Below are 14705 nucleotides of genomic sequence, written 5' to 3'. Positions count from 1 at the left end.
GTTCGCTATGGCCGTAGGTTGAGTATGAACGTCCTGCCGGGACGAGAGAGAAGAGAATGACTGTCCGAATTGATGAGACCGACCGGAAGATTTTGGCGCAGCTGCAACGGGATGCGAGCCAATCTCTGGACGATATCGCCCGCGAAGTGGGCTCTTCCAAGACCCCGGTGTGGAATCGGATCCGCAAGCTGCGTGAGGCCGGGGTGATTGGCCAGCAGACGGTTGTGCTTGATTCAGAGGCGCTTGGGTTCGAAGCCTGCTTTTTCGTGCTGATCCGCACGTCGGAGCATGAGGCGGCATGGCAGGCGGCGTTTCTGAAGGCGTTGCAGGACAGGCCAGAGGTGCAGGAGGCACATCGGCTGGCGGGGGATATCGACTATATCCTAAAGGTGCGGGTCAAGAATGCGCGGGCCTATGATGTGTTCTATCAGGCGCTCATTTCTGAGGTGAAGGTGCACAACGTCACGGCGCTTTTGTCGATGGAAGAGATCAAATCGACGACGATGCTGCCGTTGTAAGCACGCGGGGCGGGGCATCACTGCCCGCCCCCGGTTGTCTTCAGGACTGCGCGAGGGCTGCCACGATAGGCGCGAAATCTTCGGCCTTGAGGCTGGCCCCACCCACCAGCGCGCCGTCGACGTTTTCCACGGCGAAAATCTCAACAGCATTCGCGGCCTTGACCGAACCGCCGTAGAGCAGGGGCAGGGCGTTGCCGATCTCAGCGCCGAAACGGTCGGTCAGGCGGGCACGCATGAAATGATGCACCTCTTCGATTTGGGCAATGCTGGGCACTTTGCCAGTGCCGATCGCCCAGATCGGCTCATAGGCGATCACGGTATTTTCCGCATCAACAGCATCGGAGAGGGAGCCGTCAAGCTGGCCCCCGATGATGTCGAGCGTTTGGTCCGCGTCACGCTGTGCCTCACTCTCGCCGATACAGACAATGGCGGTGAGCCCGGCAGCCCAAGCGGCGCGGGTCTTGGCTTGCACATCGGCGTCGGTCTCACGGTGCGCATCGCGGCGTTCGGAATGGCCAAGGATCACATGGGTCGCGCCGCTGTCGGCCACCATGGAGGCGGAAATATCGCCCGTATAAGCGCCCGCATCTTCGGCATGGCAATCCTGCGCACCGATCTGGATCGGGCTGCCGTGGGTCGCGTCGGTGGCGCGGAACAGCAGGGTGCTGGGCGGGCAGATCACGACCTGTGGCGGGTTTTCGGGCAGGCCCGTGGCAAGGCTGTGAAGCTCTGCCAAAGAGGCGGCGGTGCCGTTCATCTTCCAGTTGCCGGCGGCGATTTTGGGGCGCATCGGTTCCGTCCTGATCTGTTACTGTTGCCAGATCAGTTCGCAGGCCCGTGGCCTTTCGTCAAGGCCGGGGCAGATCGGCGCGCTTACTTCGCGCCGAGGCTCTCGTCGAATTTAATCGATTCCCCGCAACCGCAGGCTTCGGTCACATTGGGATTGCGGAACTTGAAGCCAGACTCGAGCAGCGTTGTCTCATAGTCGATTTCAGTGCCGAAAAGGAACATCTGCGCCATCGGTGCGATCATCACGCGCGCGCCATCCTGCTCAACGACTTCATCGTTGGGATCGGTCGCTTCGACATATTCCATGGTGTATTCCATGCCCGCACAGCCGCCTTTTTTGACGCCAATGCGCAGCCCCGCATGGCCCGCCGATTGCATCAACTTTGCAATCTGGCCAGCAGCTTTGGGGGTCATGGTGACGGCTTGCTTGCCGGGTATGCCAAACATCAGAAATTCTCCTATGCCGCCAAGATAAGGGTGCGGGGCGGCGATCTCAAGCCGTCAGAAGGAATTCATTGCAGCCTTGGTGGCGAAGGCCGCGATAAGCGCCCAGCCAAAGGACGCCAGCGTGCCGATAATGACGTATTCGCTGATTTTCTGGTTCTTTTTCACCGTGTCGAACCGCAGAATCGATTTTGCGGCGATGAGAAAACCGATGCCCGCAGGCTCTCCAATCATAACCATGAGGAAAATCAACGCGCGTTCCAGCAAACCGATGATACGGCCTGCATTATCAAGCCCATCGGGCTGGGCCTGCGCTTTGTGAGGGAGCATCAGGCCTCCCACCGCTGGGCCACCTGCAAGGGTGGCGGTGATCAACCCCGCAAGGAAGAGGGCAGGCGGAATAAGCGTTGTGCTGTGAGCGACCCAGAGGCCAGTGGCAAAAGCATCTGGAGTATAAAGGGTGAAGACCGCGATGGTCGCAAGATGGGCGGCTTGATCGGTGAGGTAGGGCCAGAGCCGCTCGTGATGCTGCTCGGGAACGGCGTAAGTTTTGACCGCGTCAATCCCGACATGGGCGAGGGCGAGAAGGCCAGATGGGAGGAGACTGCCGCCGAGGGCCAGAGCAGTCGCGGCAAAGACGATGGCACCGTGCAGCAGAAGTATGTGGGGTTTGCGTTTGGCAGCGACCATCGCATTGGTCTGAAACACGAAATCCGCCATCAGATGGGCGAGCAGGCAAGCGAGGGCGGTGGCGATAGCCTGTTCGGTCATAAGGGGTCCGGCTGTTGGTGTTGGTTGTTATTTGAAAAGCCGCAGAGGGCTGTGGCAAGGGTCTTTCTCAAGAGGCAATACAGGCATATCTGGCTGTAATGGTCGATAACAGCTTTATTGGGTTGTTTTCTGATCCTCTAGCACGTCGCAAACCTCTCGCAGCTCGTCTATCCCCGCCGCGTCTACATGGCCCTGGACACTCTGCTGCGTCAGCTCAAACCGCTGCGCTAGATCCGCTTGCACGGGCGGCTCAGGGGCCAGCATGTAGTAGGCGACATCGGCTTGGCGCTTGGTCCAACCGGTGGCGATCCGGTCGGCGAGGGGGAGTGCTGCACGCAACGCGAGCGGGGCATCCGGGGCATTCATGCGCCGCGCGCGGGGCATGGCGTCGAGGGCGTGACCGGAACGAACCAGCGCCGCCCCATCGGCACGAGAGAGGTCGTCACCTGCGAAATGCGCCTCGCCTATTCCGATGCCAAAGCGGGTGTCTGCGGTCTTGCCGCAGCGGCGCACGGCGGCGCGCAAGACGAGGGCCGCGCGGAGGATGAACTTTGGCGCCACGGCCATTTGCCAGCCGTCACCGCGAAACCGGGTCATGCGACTGGACTGGCCTTGCCATGTCGTCAGAGCCTCGGCGGCGTTTTCGAGACGTGCGAAAACAGCATCCAACTCCGCCCGGCTCATCGCGGAGGATTTCACGATGTCCCCGGTAAAAATTGCCCAAGTTTCCATGGCTTGCCCCTTGTTTCCCGCAATGTCGCAGGAAGGCGAAATCCATGCAAGCCCGGCCAACGAAAAGGGCCGCCTGAGATGGGGCGGCCCTCATGGGATCTAAAGGCTAGGACCGATCAGAGGCCCATGCAGTTCGCATAATAGGTCACGGTCGCGGGCCAATCGGAGAAGACACCGGCCACGCCCACGTCTTGGGCCAGCACATCCAGCGCCACCAGATAGTCGCTGTCATCTTTCACAACATCATTGACTGACTGGAAGTACCAACCGCCACCGGAGGCGAGCGGGCCGGAACGCTCCAGCGTCCATGCGATCAGGGTCAGCCCTGCTTCTTTCGCGGCCATGGCGTATTCGGAGCCAGCAATTTCGCCCTCTTTGTTGGTCAGCATCATGTTGAGCGAGGGGGCGAGGTAGTTCACGCCCTTGGCTTTCAGATCGGCGAAATCTTCGGCCCATGTCTCGGGGTTCTGCTCATCGAAACCGTCGGACCATTGTACCAGATAAACGGCCTGTTTTCCGAATTCGGGTGTGTTCTCAATCCAGTAGAGTACATCGTCAAGGTTGAAGGACTGCGGCCAAACGTCAGAGGCCGGGATGCCTGCGGCGACATATTCATCCACCAGCTTCTGCGCGTAGTCTTCCTGAGAGAAACCGTCATGGGGCATCTCGACAGAGGGGGATTTCAGCTCGGGCGTGAACTTGGCGCCCAAGGATTTGAACAGTTCGATCGATTCCGCATGGGTCATCAGATCGGCTTTGTCGCTGTAAAGTTCAGTGCGCCAATTCGCGACACCGCCCTGATAGTCCTCGGCGGTGGTGGCGGTCGTGTCGGCACTGTCCATCTTGGGCGTCAGGGTGCGGAACTCTGCTAAAGTGATGTCAGAGGTGCGACATTCGGCGTTGGCGGGCGTGTCGCCCGAAGCAGCGGTAAAGCCGGTGGTGCATTTCTCGGCCAGATCGGAGACGAGGATGTTCGTAGTGGTGTGCAGATCGTTTTGCGCGTGGCGGCAGACCAATTCATGATCGGCGGTAAAGGTTACGTCGCATTCCAAGATGCCCGCACCCATGCGCGCGGCGGCGACATTGGATTGCACAGTGTGTTCGGGAAACATCAGTGGCGCGCCCCGGTGCCCGATTGAGAAATCGGACTTGGCGGCGTTTTGACCCATGCAAGAGGCCAGCTTGTCCTTCAGGTCGCCCTCGGGCAGCTTATCCACCAGATAGGCGGGGCGGGGGCCGTATTCGACCGGTGCCGTTGCAGAATGAGCATCGGCCAACGCCAGGCCGGGCGCGAGGGCCAGAGCGGCGAGAGAAACAAGGGTTCGCATAATGTTATCCGTTCGTGAATGAAGTTCTGGGCGCTTCTATGGGGGGCCTGTGTAACGGTTTCACGACCGGATCATGTCAGTCGAATGAACAATCCGGCGCGCCCCCATTCGGTGGAACGCGACCAAAGAAAAACGCCGCCGATGACCTGCATCGACGGCGTTTATTGTTCGCTCTGCGAAACTGTGACTTACATGAAGCCCAGTTCAAGCCGGGCCTCATCAGACATCATGTCCATACCCCAAGGCGGTTCCCAAACCAGCGCCACATCGACCTGCTTGACCCCCGCAATCGGTTCGACCGCATCGGCAACCCATCCGGGCATTTCTCCCGCGACGGGGCAACCGGGCGCGGTCAGCGACATCTTGATGTCCACTTCGTTCTCGGCGTTGATGTCGATCGTGTAGATTAACCCCAGTTCATAGATATTCACAGGGATTTCAGGGTCATAGACCGTGCGACACGCCTCGACGACCTGCTCGTAAAGCGGGTGGTCGGTGGAAGAGGGCGCAATCAGCGGTGTCCCTTCGAGCGGTTGGGTCTGTTCGGTCATCTCTTGCCTCGCATCATTCTCGACGTTTTATATAGGGATTGCGGAGCGGGGCGTAAAGTGGCCCGACGCCCTGAGGGCGAGGGGCCGCCCCGGTCAGCCCCCCTTGCGACGCCGCGCGGGCTGAGGCTTCACGCGGGCTTCGATCTCATCATAGACCTTGCCGACGATGTCTTTCTTGGTGGCGTTCTCGATCCCTTCGAACCCGGGGGAGGAGTTGACCTCAAGCACCTTGGGGCCGCTTTCCGAACGCAGCAGATCGACCCCGGCGATGCCAAGGCCAAAGGCCCGCGCGGCGCGCACGGCGGTGTCGCGTTCCTCTTTCGAGATCCGTACCACTTTGGCCGAACCGCCCCGGTGCAGGTTCGAGCGGAAGTCGCCCTCCGCCCCGGTGCGCTTCATGGAGGCGACAACCTTGCCCGCCACCACGAGGCAGCGGATATCCTCGCCGGCGGCTTCCTTGACGAAATCCTGCACGAGAAAGTTGGCGCGCAGGCCGCGGAAGGCGTCGATGACGCTCTCGGCAGCTTTCTTGGTTTCGGCCAGCACGACGCCCTTGCCTTGGGTCGATTCCAGCAGTTTCACGATCAGCGGCGCGGTGCCCACCAAGGCCATCAGGTTTGAGGTATCCTTGGGCGAGGCGGCGAAAGCCGTGGTCGGCATGCCGATTTTTTTCGCCGCCAAGACCTGATGCGCGTGCAGTTTGTCGCGGCTGGCGGTGATCCCGGCAGAGCCGTTGACGCAATAGGTGCCAATCGTCTCGAACTGGCGGATCACGGCGGTGCCATAGGGGGTGATCGACGCGCCGATGCGCGGGATTACGGCGTCATAGCGGGGCAGGCGCTTGCCGTCGTAATGTACCTCGGGGGCCAGTTGGTTGATCGCCATATAGCAGCGTGTGGTGTCAATGACCTCAACCACATGGCCGCGGGCTTCGCCGACCTCGACCAGACGGCGGGTCGAGTAGTTGTCTTCGCGGCTGAGCACCGCGATGCGCAGGGCACGCTGTGGTGCGGTGTGGCGCAGGCTGGCGGTGTGGTAGACATCATAGTTCAGGTCCGGCTGCAAGCGCCGCTCGGTCGCCGAGATGTTGATATGCTCGGTCAGCGCCTGACGGCCCAGCAACATGCGGCTGGTCATGCTTGCCCGGTTGGTCAGGGTCACATCGATGGGCCAGCTTTGGCCATTCACTTCCAAGGTTGTGGCGATCACGAAACGATGCTCGGATTCGCCGTTGGAGGAGGTCACCTCGCGCCGGTCAATGAGCGGCGCAGAGCAGGTGATGGAAATATCATCGCGCCCCGAGATCGGGTGCACATTAAAACGCACTTTGGGTTTTGACGCAGGGCCGAAAACCTCGATGTCATGAGCATGCAGCGCCGAAGTGCGCGCGCCAGTGTCCACCTTGGCCTTGATCGCGGGCAGGCCAAGATCGGGCAGGGCGACCCATTCTTCCCAGCCGAATGTGAGTTTTTCCATTACCTGCTCCTTGGGTCATTGGTCTGCCTGCCTAACCTGTGGCAGGGATCGCTTCAAGCGGTGCTGTGTTACGGTTTGCCCATATCCGCGGGGGCGGGGGGCAACATGCGGATGTCGTCTTCTTTCTCCATCCGCGCCGCAGCGGCGAGGAGTTCTTCGCGCACCCGGCATTCGATGTCCCAAAAGGTCGCCGCATTATCGGTGGGCAGTTCAAAGCGAACTTTGATGCCGAATGCGTCTTGCTCAAGCACATGGACCTTGGCCTTGTCCATCGGTTTGACGTCATTGGGGTCTTCTTGCGCCAAAAGGTTAAAGAACACCCGGCGCAGCGCCGCCACATCGGCATTCTGCGACAGGGTCAGGATGATGGGGCGTACCATGGCGTGGTCCTCAATCGACCAATTCTCAAACGCATCAGAGACGAAATAGCTGACCGGAACGATCAGGCGGGTGCCGTTCCAGTTCAAGAGTTGCACATAGGTGAAGTGGATCCGTTCTACCGTGCAAAAATGCCCCTCAAAGATCAGCTGGTCGCCAATCCGGGCAGAACGGTTCAGCGCGATTTGGATAGAGGCAAGGATATTGCCCAAAACCTCACGCGCAGCGAAACCCAGTACGATGGTCACCGCACCGGCAGAGGCCAGTAGCGACAGGCCAAGGGTGTTGTCCGCATTGCTCGAAACCAAGATCACGCCAGAGGCCACCAGCACGGCGATCACGATCACCCCTTTGCGGGCGGCGGCGATCGTGGTGGCGATGGACCGCATGTGCGCGTTCATCGGATCGGCCAGCTCATAGGCGTTGTTGGGGCTGATCCGGTCGAAAATCTCGTCAAAGGTAAAGACGATGGCGAGGGTGCCTGCGGTCACATAGGCGATCAGCAAGATCGGACTGAGAACCGCGTCGATGAAGCCGGATACCACCAGCACGCGGCTGGTGGCCGTGCCGATGATCGCGGCGCAAAGCACGATGGCGGCAGGCCAGCGGAAGGACCGCAGTACGAAACGCATCCAGCGGCGTTTGGCCACTTCGCCCAGACGGCGCATGATGCCAAAGGCGAACCAGCCAGCCATCAGCGCCCCCACCACCAGCAGGGGCAAAAACAGCACTTCCCAGAGATACATGCCCCAAAACGCGCGGATGCGCAGCCAGTCGGGCAGCATCGTCTCAAGCTCCGTCGGCCCGTATTGCGCGTGAAGGTGGGGGATGTTGTCAATGCTCTGGCGCGAGAAGACCCAGACGGGCTCGGCGTCCTCTCCGGGTTTGATCCGGTTGAGCCGCAAAGGCACATCATGGCCGCCCAGCTCCAACCGGTCGATCAGCAGCGAGCGGCGCACGCGCCCGGTGTCGTTATCCTCGGCCGAGCCAGAGAGCCAACCGTCGGGCCGGTCCGCCAGTTTGCGCCATGGCACGACGACCTTGCGCTCCATCAGGACCGACAGTTGAAAGGCGCGTTCAGCTCCGAGAACGGCCTGATCGGCTTGGGGCAGGTCCGACAGGTCAAGGATATGCGCCGCGTCGGAGTAGTGGCCATTGTCCGTCAGGTAAATGAAACTTTCCAGCGCGGCCATCGGCGTGCCCCGGTCCAGTGTCTCGGGCGGGGGCGGCAGGCCGGGGTTCAGCTCGGTCGTTTCAAACCATGCCTCTTGCGCCTGTCCGGAGGCGGCGGCAGCGAGCATCGCCAGCACAAAGGCCCCCAGAAAACGAGGAATCACAGACGCGAAAGCGCGTGGGAGTAGGGCAAGCCGCTGCATGGATAGGGCAATGTAGCGGGGGTTCGGGCAATTCAAGGCTGCGCCACGCTTGTTCATGCCATTTGCGGGCGTTTAGTTTTCGTTGATGTCACGGGTGACGATCCGCGCGCCGCTGGACTGCCGTTTGAAAAGCACCCGCAGGACCAGCCAAGCGATGAGCGACAAAACCGCAAAGATTGCCAACATCAAGGCCACATTGGCCGGTGCCCAAAACGCAACCACCACTGCCATGCCAAGCGCGCCGAGCGCAAAGCCAAGGAAGATCGAACCGGGCAGCAAAAGCTCAACCACGCCAAGGGCCAAGGCCGCGCAGACCCAGACCCACCAGAGTGCCAGCCAAGCCGCCATCAGCCTTTCCCCCTGAGCAGCTTGAATGCATCGCCAAAGGCCTCTAACGCCTGCGCGGGGACAAGGATGGTCTGACTGCCCGCGCCTTTGCCCATGGCATTCAGCGCATCGACCTGTTTCAGCGCAATTTGGTAATGCGCGGCGTCGAGCCCGTTTTCGTTGATCGCCGTGGCGACGACTTGGGTGGCATAGGCTTCGGCATCGGCCAGAATGCGCCGCGCCTTGGCGGTCTGCTCTGATGCGTAAAGCTCGGCCTCGGCGGCCAGTTCCACGGCGCGTTTCTTGCCCTCGGCTTCGGTCACCTGTGCGCGGCGGGCGCGTTCGGCGTTGAGCTGTTGCATCATGGCGGCGCGGGTGGCGGCATCTAGGTTCACGTCCAGAATTTCGGCTCGGGTCACTTCGATACCCCAACTGTCCACGGCATCTTCGACGCTGGCCTTAATCGTGGTGATCAACTGGCTGCGGTTGGCTTGCACCTCGTCGAGGTCCATCTTGCCGATCTCGGCCCGGACGATCCCCGCCACGGTGGTTGAGATTGCACTGTCCACGTTGCGGATGCGGTAAACGGTCTTTTCCGGCTCGGTGATGCGGTAAAAGACCGAGGTATCGACCTGCACCAGCACGTTGTCGCGGGTGATGGCGTCTTGGCTGGCGGTGGGCAACTGCCGTTCTAGGATTGAGATTTTATGCGCCACGCTGTCGATGAAAGGCACGATCATATTGATCCCCGGTCCCAAGACCGCGCGCAGACGGCCAAAGCGTTCAATCACATGCTGTTCGGACTGCGGGACGATCTTGACCGACTTCAGGATAAGGATCACGACCAGCAGGGCCAGCAAAAGCCAAGCGAGGTTATTTTCCAAAAGGCCGATCAGCATGTCTTCTAGGGGCAAGGCTGTAATCCTTTGAATGATATCATTTTTACGCAATCCTCGCTATTTTAGCTTTATTGCATGTTTCTCGCCACTGGTTTATCGCGCCAGTCGCAGCCAGAGAGGGCCAGAGTATGACCAACACCGGATTCACCAAACACGCGCAGGACGGCAAGGCACGCAGCGGCGTGATCCAGACCCCGCGCGGCGAGATCCGCACGCCCGCCTTCATGCCCGTGGGCACGGCGGCGACGGTCAAGGCAATGATGCCCGAAAGCGTGGCCTCGACTGGCGCTGATATCCTGCTGGGCAATACCTACCATCTGATGCTGCGCCCCACAGCGGAACGGGTGGCCGCCTTGGGCGGGCTGCATAAGTTCATGAACTGGGACAAGCCGATCCTGACGGACAGTGGCGGCTTTCAAGTGATGAGCCTTGCCGGGCTGCGCAAGCTGACCGAGCGTGGCGTGACCTTCAAAAGCCATATCGACGGCTCAAAACATGAAATCACGCCGGAACGCTCAATGGAGATTCAGGAACTGCTTGGCTCCGACATCGTCATGTGTTTCGACGAATGCCCCGCGTTGCCCGCCGACCGCGACCGCATCGCCGAAAGCATGCGCTTGTCGATGCGTTGGGCCAAGCGCAGCCGGGAGGCGTTTGGCGACCGGCCCGGTCACATGCTTTTCGGCATCCAGCAGGGCGGGCTTGAGCAAGACTTTCGTCAAGAGAGCGCCGAGGCTCTGCGCGAGATCGGTTTTGATGGTTACGCGGTCGGCGGGCTGGCCGTGGGGGAGGGACAGGAGGCGATGTTTTCCACCCTCGATTTCTCGACCGACATGCTGCCAGAGGACAAGCCGCGCTACCTGATGGGCGTGGGCAAGCCTGACGATATCGTGGGCGCCGTGGCGCGGGGCATTGATATGATGGACTGCGTGTTGCCCTCACGCTCTGGCCGCACGGGGCAGGTGTTTACCCGGATGGGGGTGCTCAACATCAAGAACGCGCGGCACATGGATGACCCGCGCCCCTTGGATGAGAATTGCAGTTGCCCGGCCTGTCAGAACTACTCTCGCGCCTATCTGCACCATGTGTTCCGCAGCCAAGAGATCATCTCGTCGATGCTGCTGACATGGCACAACCTGCAATATTACCAAGACATCATGGCCGGCATGCGCGAGGCCATCGCGGCGGGGCGGTTTACCCAGTGGCAGGCAGACTTCCACGCAGGGCGCGCGCAGGGCGATATCGACCCGCTTTAAGGGCAGGGCGGTGGCGTATTCTCACGCGAAATTGTGCTGACGGTCCTTGCTGCATTGCGGCCGGGTCTTAGGTGCCCTTGCACAGTCTATTGCAAGGAAAGGCCCGAATATGACCGAGAAGCTATTTACCCCCTTCACCGCCGGTGAGATTGTGGCCGACAACCGTGTGGTGATGGCCCCGCTGACCCGCAACCGTGCGGATAACGAGACTGGCGAAGTCTCGGACATGCATGTCGAGTATTACCGCCAGCGCGCGGGAGCAGGCATCATCATCACCGAAGCCACCCAGATCAGCCCCGAGGGCAAAGGGTACTTCCAAACCCCCGGCATCCATACCGAAGGCCAAGTCGCCGCATGGCGCAAAGTGACCGATGCTGTGCATTCCGAAGGCGGACGCATCGTGATCCAACTGTGGCACGTGGGCCGGATCAGCCACACCTCCCTGCAGCCTGAGGGCGGCAAACCTGTCGCACCCTCGGCCATCGCGGCGGGGGTGAAAACCTTTACTGCCAACGGGTTCGAGGATACCTCAGAGCCGCGCGCGCTGGATTTGGATGAGATGCCGCGTCTGGTCGCGGACTACGCCCATGCCGCCGACATGGCCAAAAAGGCCGGTTTTGACGGGGTCGAGGTGCATGGGGCCAATGGCTATCTGCTGGATCAATTCCTGAAAACCGGCAGCAACAAACGTGATGACGCCTATGGCGGCAGTGTGGAAAACCGCGCGCGGTTGCTGTTCGAAGTGCTGGATGCCGTGACAAAGGTTTGGGGCGGTGAACGTGTCGGCCTGCGGCTCTCGCCTTTCTCGCCCGCCAATGGGATCGAAGACGCCAACCCGCAAGAAACGTTCGAATATGTCGTCAAAGGGCTGAACCGCTACAACCTCTCTTATCTGCACCTCGTCGAAGGCGCGACGGGCGGCTCGCGTGAGCTGGACGAAGGCGAAAGCATCGCCGCCCTGCGCGCGCTCTTTGAGGGGCCCTATATGGCCAACAACGGCTATGACCGTGAGATGGCGATTGAGGCCGTTGACAATGACAAGGCCGATCTGATCGCCGTGGGCCGCCCCTTCATCGCCAATCCCGATCTGCCGCGCCGTTGGCAGATGAACGGGCCGCTGAACGAGGGCGATACCGATACCTATTACGGGGGCGGGCGCGAAGGCTTTACCGATTATCCGACACTGGAACAGGCCAACGCCTGATCTTTACGGGATCAATTACGGGGCGCCCATGCGGTGCCCCGTACCACGACGCGCGGAATTGGGGCGAAATCACCCCAACGCGCGCTTGCCTCCACCCCGCCGAAGCGCGATGATGGCGGCCTAATACCCCGCAAGGGATTGAAACAGGCGGATGGGATGCACACATGTCCTGTCCAGAAAAGGGGATGTCAGAGGCCGCCTATGACAGGGGCCCGGATGTCTTGCTAAGATAAGGAATTGAGCATGTTAGAGCCACTGAACGCATCCTACCCGGTGCTTCCGCTGCGCGACATCGTCGTGTTTCCCCACATGATCGTGCCGCTTTTCGTTGGCCGCGAAAAGTCCGTCCGCGCCCTTGAAGAGGTAATGGCAGACGACAAACAAATCCTGCTGTCGAGCCAGATCGACCCCGCCGAGGATGATCCCGACACCGCTGGCATCTACAAGGCCGGTGTGTTGGCCAATGTGCTGCAACTGCTGAAACTGCCCGATGGCACCGTCAAAGTGCTGGTCGAAGGTCAGGCGCGCGTGCGCATCACCGAATACCTTGAAAACGACAACTTCTTCGAGGCCCGCGCCGAGTATCTGACAGAGATGCCGGGCGATGCGGCCACCACACAGGCGCTGCTGCGTACTGTGGCGGATGAGTTCGAGCGCTACGCCAAGGTCAAGAAGAACGTCCCCGAAGAAGCGCTCGCCGCCGTTGGTGAAAGCGCCGAACCTGCGCGTCTGGCCGATCTCGTGGCGGGTCACCTCGGTATCGAAGTCGAGCAAAAGCAGGACCTGCTGGAAACGCTGAGCATTTCTGAGCGGCTTGAGAAAGTTTACGGGCTGATGCAGGGCGAAATGTCCGTGCTGCAGGTCGAGAAAAAGATCAAGACCCGCGTGAAGTCCCAGATGGAGCGCACGCAGCGCGAGTACTATCTGAACGAACAGATGAAGGCGATCCAGCAGGAGCTCGGTGACGGCGAAGACGGCAAGAATGAAGTCGCTGAACTCGAAGCCCGCGTGGCCGAGACCAAGCTGAGCAAGGAAGCCCGCGAGAAGGCCGATGCCGAGATCAAAAAGCTCAAGAACATGAGCCCGATGTCTGCCGAAGCCACCGTGGTGCGTAACTATCTTGATTGGATGCTGTCGATCCCATGGGGCGTGAAATCGCGCGTCAAGAAAGACCTCAGCCGTGCGCAAAAGGTGCTGGATGACGATCACTATGGCCTGGATAAGGTCAAGGAACGCATCGTCGAATACCTTGCCGTGCAGCAGCGTTCGTCCAAGATGAAAGGCCCGATCATGTGCCTCGTCGGCCCTCCGGGCGTCGGCAAGACATCTTTGGGCAAGTCGGTCGCCAAGGCCACGGGGCGCGAATTCATTCGCATCTCGCTGGGTGGTGTCCGTGACGAGTCCGAGATCCGCGGCCACCGTCGGACTTACATCGGCTCCATGCCCGGCAAGATCATTCAGGCGCTGAAAAAGGCGAAAACCACGAACCCGCTTATCTTGCTCGATGAGATCGACAAGATGGGGCAGGACTTCCGTGGCGATCCGGCGTCGGCCATGCTCGAAGTGCTTGATCCGGAACAGAACGGCACTTTCGTCGACCACTACTTGGAGGTGGAATATGACCTGTCGAACGTGATGTTCCTGACCACCTCGAACAGCTACAACATGCCCGGTCCGCTTCTGGACCGGATGGAGATCATCCCGCTCTCGGGCTACACCGAGGACGAGAAGCGCGAGATCGCCAAGCAGCATCTGGTGGCCAAACAGGTTAAGAACCACGGTCTGAAGAAGAAGGAGTTCGAGATTGAGGACTCCGCTCTGACTGGCATGATCCGCTACTACACCCGCGAGGCTGGCGTACGGAACCTTGAGCGCGAGATCGCCAAGGTGGCCCGTAAGTCGTTGACCAAGATCGTGAAAAAGGAAGCTGAAAGCGTCACCGTGACCGGCGACAACCTCGAAGATTTCCTTGGCGTGCGCAAGCATCGCTTCGGTTTGGCTGAAGAGAAAGACCAGATCGGTGTCGTCACCGGGCTGGCCTATACTTCCGTGGGCGGAGAGTTGTTGCAGATCGAAGCTCTGCGTCTGCCGGGCAAGGGTCGGATGAAGACCACCGGCAAGCTTGGCGATGTGATGAAGGAAAGCATCGACGCGGCAAGCTCTTACGTCCGTTCGATCTCTCCGCAGATTGGGATCAAGCCGCCGAAGTTCGACACGCTGGATATTCACGTGCACGTCCCCGACGGTGCCACGCCCAAAGACGGCCCCTCGGCCGGTCTGGCGATGGTGACTTCGATCGTGTCGGTGCTGACGCAGATCCCCGTGCGGCGCGACATCGCCATGACGGGCGAGGTTTCGCTGCGCGGTAACGCTATGCCGATCGGTGGTTTGAAGGAGAAACTTCTCGCGGCCCTGCGCGGCGGTATCACCACGGTGCTGATCCCGCAGGAGAATGAGAAAGACCTGCCGGACATCCCGGATAACGTCAAAGAAGGGCTGACCATCATCCCGGTAAACCATGTCTCTGAGGTGCTGGAACATGCGCTGGTGAACAAGCCAAAGGCGATCGACTGGGACGAAGCCGCCCAAGAGGCTGCCGAGGCTGCCGCGATCAAAGCCCGTGCCGCTGGCGTGGACGCGACCACCACGCATTAAG

General features: G+C 60.5%; 14 protein-coding genes. 4 read left to right on the top strand and 10 right to left on the bottom strand.

Annotation, left to right across the window (positions count from 1 at the left end; genetic code table 11):
• Positions 1-56: 56 nt before the first annotated feature.
• Positions 57-518, top strand: a complete 462-nt coding sequence (locus O4H31_RS09110; protein ID WP_007120312.1) for an Lrp/AsnC family transcriptional regulator — start codon at positions 57-59, stop codon at positions 516-518.
• 40 nt (positions 519-558) lie between these two features.
• Here O4H31_RS09110 and tpiA read toward each other — a convergent pair whose 3' ends face one another.
• The 10 genes from tpiA to O4H31_RS09060 form a co-directional block, all read right to left on the bottom strand.
• Positions 559-1308: a triose-phosphate isomerase gene (gene tpiA / locus O4H31_RS09105; RefSeq protein ID WP_269344996.1), complete on the bottom strand. Its 750-nt coding sequence runs from the start codon at positions 1306-1308 to the stop codon at positions 559-561.
• Positions 1309-1391: 83 nt separating this feature from the next.
• Positions 1392-1754: a HesB/IscA family protein gene (locus tag O4H31_RS09100; protein WP_067265014.1), complete on the bottom strand. Its 363-nt coding sequence runs from the start codon at positions 1752-1754 to the stop codon at positions 1392-1394.
• A 54-nt stretch (positions 1755-1808) separates the two neighbouring features.
• Entirely contained in the window at positions 1809-2522 is a 714-nt protein-coding gene (locus O4H31_RS09095; RefSeq protein ID WP_269344992.1) for a DUF3307 domain-containing protein, read from the bottom strand.
• Positions 2523-2636: 114 nt separating this feature from the next.
• Positions 2637-3254 (bottom strand): hypothetical protein, encoded by a 618-nt coding sequence (locus O4H31_RS09090; RefSeq protein ID WP_269344990.1) that lies wholly within the window; start codon positions 3252-3254, stop codon positions 2637-2639.
• A gap of 116 nt (positions 3255-3370) precedes the next feature.
• Complete coding sequence (locus tag O4H31_RS09085) at positions 3371-4582, bottom strand: glycerophosphodiester phosphodiesterase family protein (RefSeq protein ID WP_269344989.1); 1212 nt, start codon at positions 4580-4582, stop codon at positions 3371-3373.
• Positions 4583-4770: 188 nt separating this feature from the next.
• Complete coding sequence (locus O4H31_RS09080) at positions 4771-5133, bottom strand: SUF system Fe-S cluster assembly protein (RefSeq protein WP_067626181.1); 363 nt, start codon at positions 5131-5133, stop codon at positions 4771-4773.
• 93 nt (positions 5134-5226) lie between these two features.
• On the bottom strand, positions 5227-6609 hold the full coding sequence (gene rimK / locus O4H31_RS09075; RefSeq protein WP_269344986.1) for a 30S ribosomal protein S6--L-glutamate ligase: 1383 nt from the start codon (positions 6607-6609) through the stop codon (positions 5227-5229).
• A 68-nt stretch (positions 6610-6677) separates the two neighbouring features.
• A complete protein-coding gene (locus O4H31_RS09070; RefSeq protein ID WP_269344984.1) occupies positions 6678-8363 on the bottom strand; it encodes a mechanosensitive ion channel family protein in 1686 nt (561 codons plus the stop codon).
• Positions 8364-8435: 72 nt separating this feature from the next.
• Positions 8436-8711, bottom strand: coding sequence for an NfeD family protein (locus O4H31_RS09065; protein ID WP_269344982.1), 276 nt, complete (start codon positions 8709-8711; stop codon positions 8436-8438).
• Complete coding sequence (locus tag O4H31_RS09060) at positions 8711-9589, bottom strand: SPFH domain-containing protein (protein WP_067626224.1); 879 nt, start codon at positions 9587-9589, stop codon at positions 8711-8713. Before O4H31_RS09060 ends, O4H31_RS09065 begins: the two co-directional genes overlap by 1 nt.
• 128 nt (positions 9590-9717) lie before the next feature.
• Between O4H31_RS09060 and tgt the strand changes: the two genes are divergently transcribed.
• From tgt to lon, 3 genes are all read left to right on the top strand, one after another.
• Positions 9718-10845 (top strand): tRNA guanosine(34) transglycosylase Tgt, encoded by a 1128-nt coding sequence (tgt, locus tag O4H31_RS09055; RefSeq protein ID WP_269344979.1) that lies wholly within the window; start codon positions 9718-9720, stop codon positions 10843-10845.
• A gap of 109 nt (positions 10846-10954) precedes the next feature.
• The gene (locus O4H31_RS09050) at positions 10955-12049 is read left to right on the top strand and encodes an alkene reductase (RefSeq protein ID WP_269344977.1); all 1095 of its coding nucleotides are present in this window, start codon (positions 10955-10957) and stop codon (positions 12047-12049) included.
• A 243-nt stretch (positions 12050-12292) separates the two neighbouring features.
• A complete protein-coding gene (gene lon, locus O4H31_RS09045) occupies positions 12293-14704 on the top strand; it encodes an endopeptidase La (protein ID WP_269344975.1) in 2412 nt (803 codons plus the stop codon).
• The last annotated feature ends 1 nt before the right edge of the window (position 14705 follow it).

Source organism: Sulfitobacter dubius (assembly GCF_027214245.1).
GTDB lineage: Bacteria > Pseudomonadota > Alphaproteobacteria > Rhodobacterales > Rhodobacteraceae > Sulfitobacter > Sulfitobacter dubius_A.
The sequence above is the reverse complement of the archived record's forward strand: the minus strand, read 5'-3'. Positions and strand labels throughout refer to the sequence as shown.

What these genes read in the sequence shown, in the direction of transcription:
- O4H31_RS09110 (WP_007120312.1), top strand. Translation starts at nt 57, where the DNA reads ATGACTGTCCGAATTGATGAGACCGACCGGAAGATTTTGGCGCAGCTG.
- tpiA (WP_269344996.1), bottom strand. Translation starts at nt 1,308, where the DNA reads ATGCGCCCCAAAATCGCCGCCGGCAACTGGAAGATGAACGGCACCGCC.
- O4H31_RS09100 (WP_067265014.1), bottom strand. Translation starts at nt 1,754, where the DNA reads ATGTTTGGCATACCCGGCAAGCAAGCCGTCACCATGACCCCCAAAGCT.
- O4H31_RS09095 (WP_269344992.1), bottom strand. Translation starts at nt 2,522, where the DNA reads ATGACCGAACAGGCTATCGCCACCGCCCTCGCTTGCCTGCTCGCCCAT.
- O4H31_RS09090 (WP_269344990.1), bottom strand. Translation starts at nt 3,254, where the DNA reads ATGGAAACTTGGGCAATTTTTACCGGGGACATCGTGAAATCCTCCGCG.
- O4H31_RS09085 (WP_269344989.1), bottom strand. Translation starts at nt 4,582, where the DNA reads ATGCGAACCCTTGTTTCTCTCGCCGCTCTGGCCCTCGCGCCCGGCCTG.
- O4H31_RS09080 (WP_067626181.1), bottom strand. Translation starts at nt 5,133, where the DNA reads ATGACCGAACAGACCCAACCGCTCGAAGGGACACCGCTGATTGCGCCC.
- rimK (WP_269344986.1), bottom strand. Translation starts at nt 6,609, where the DNA reads ATGGAAAAACTCACATTCGGCTGGGAAGAATGGGTCGCCCTGCCCGAT.
- O4H31_RS09070 (WP_269344984.1), bottom strand. Translation starts at nt 8,363, where the DNA reads ATGCAGCGGCTTGCCCTACTCCCACGCGCTTTCGCGTCTGTGATTCCT.
- O4H31_RS09065 (WP_269344982.1), bottom strand. Translation starts at nt 8,711, where the DNA reads ATGGCGGCTTGGCTGGCACTCTGGTGGGTCTGGGTCTGCGCGGCCTTG.
- O4H31_RS09060 (WP_067626224.1), bottom strand. Translation starts at nt 9,589, where the DNA reads ATGCTGATCGGCCTTTTGGAAAATAACCTCGCTTGGCTTTTGCTGGCC.
- tgt (WP_269344979.1), top strand. Translation starts at nt 9,718, where the DNA reads ATGACCAACACCGGATTCACCAAACACGCGCAGGACGGCAAGGCACGC.
- O4H31_RS09050 (WP_269344977.1), top strand. Translation starts at nt 10,955, where the DNA reads ATGACCGAGAAGCTATTTACCCCCTTCACCGCCGGTGAGATTGTGGCC.
- lon (WP_269344975.1), top strand. Translation starts at nt 12,293, where the DNA reads ATGTTAGAGCCACTGAACGCATCCTACCCGGTGCTTCCGCTGCGCGAC.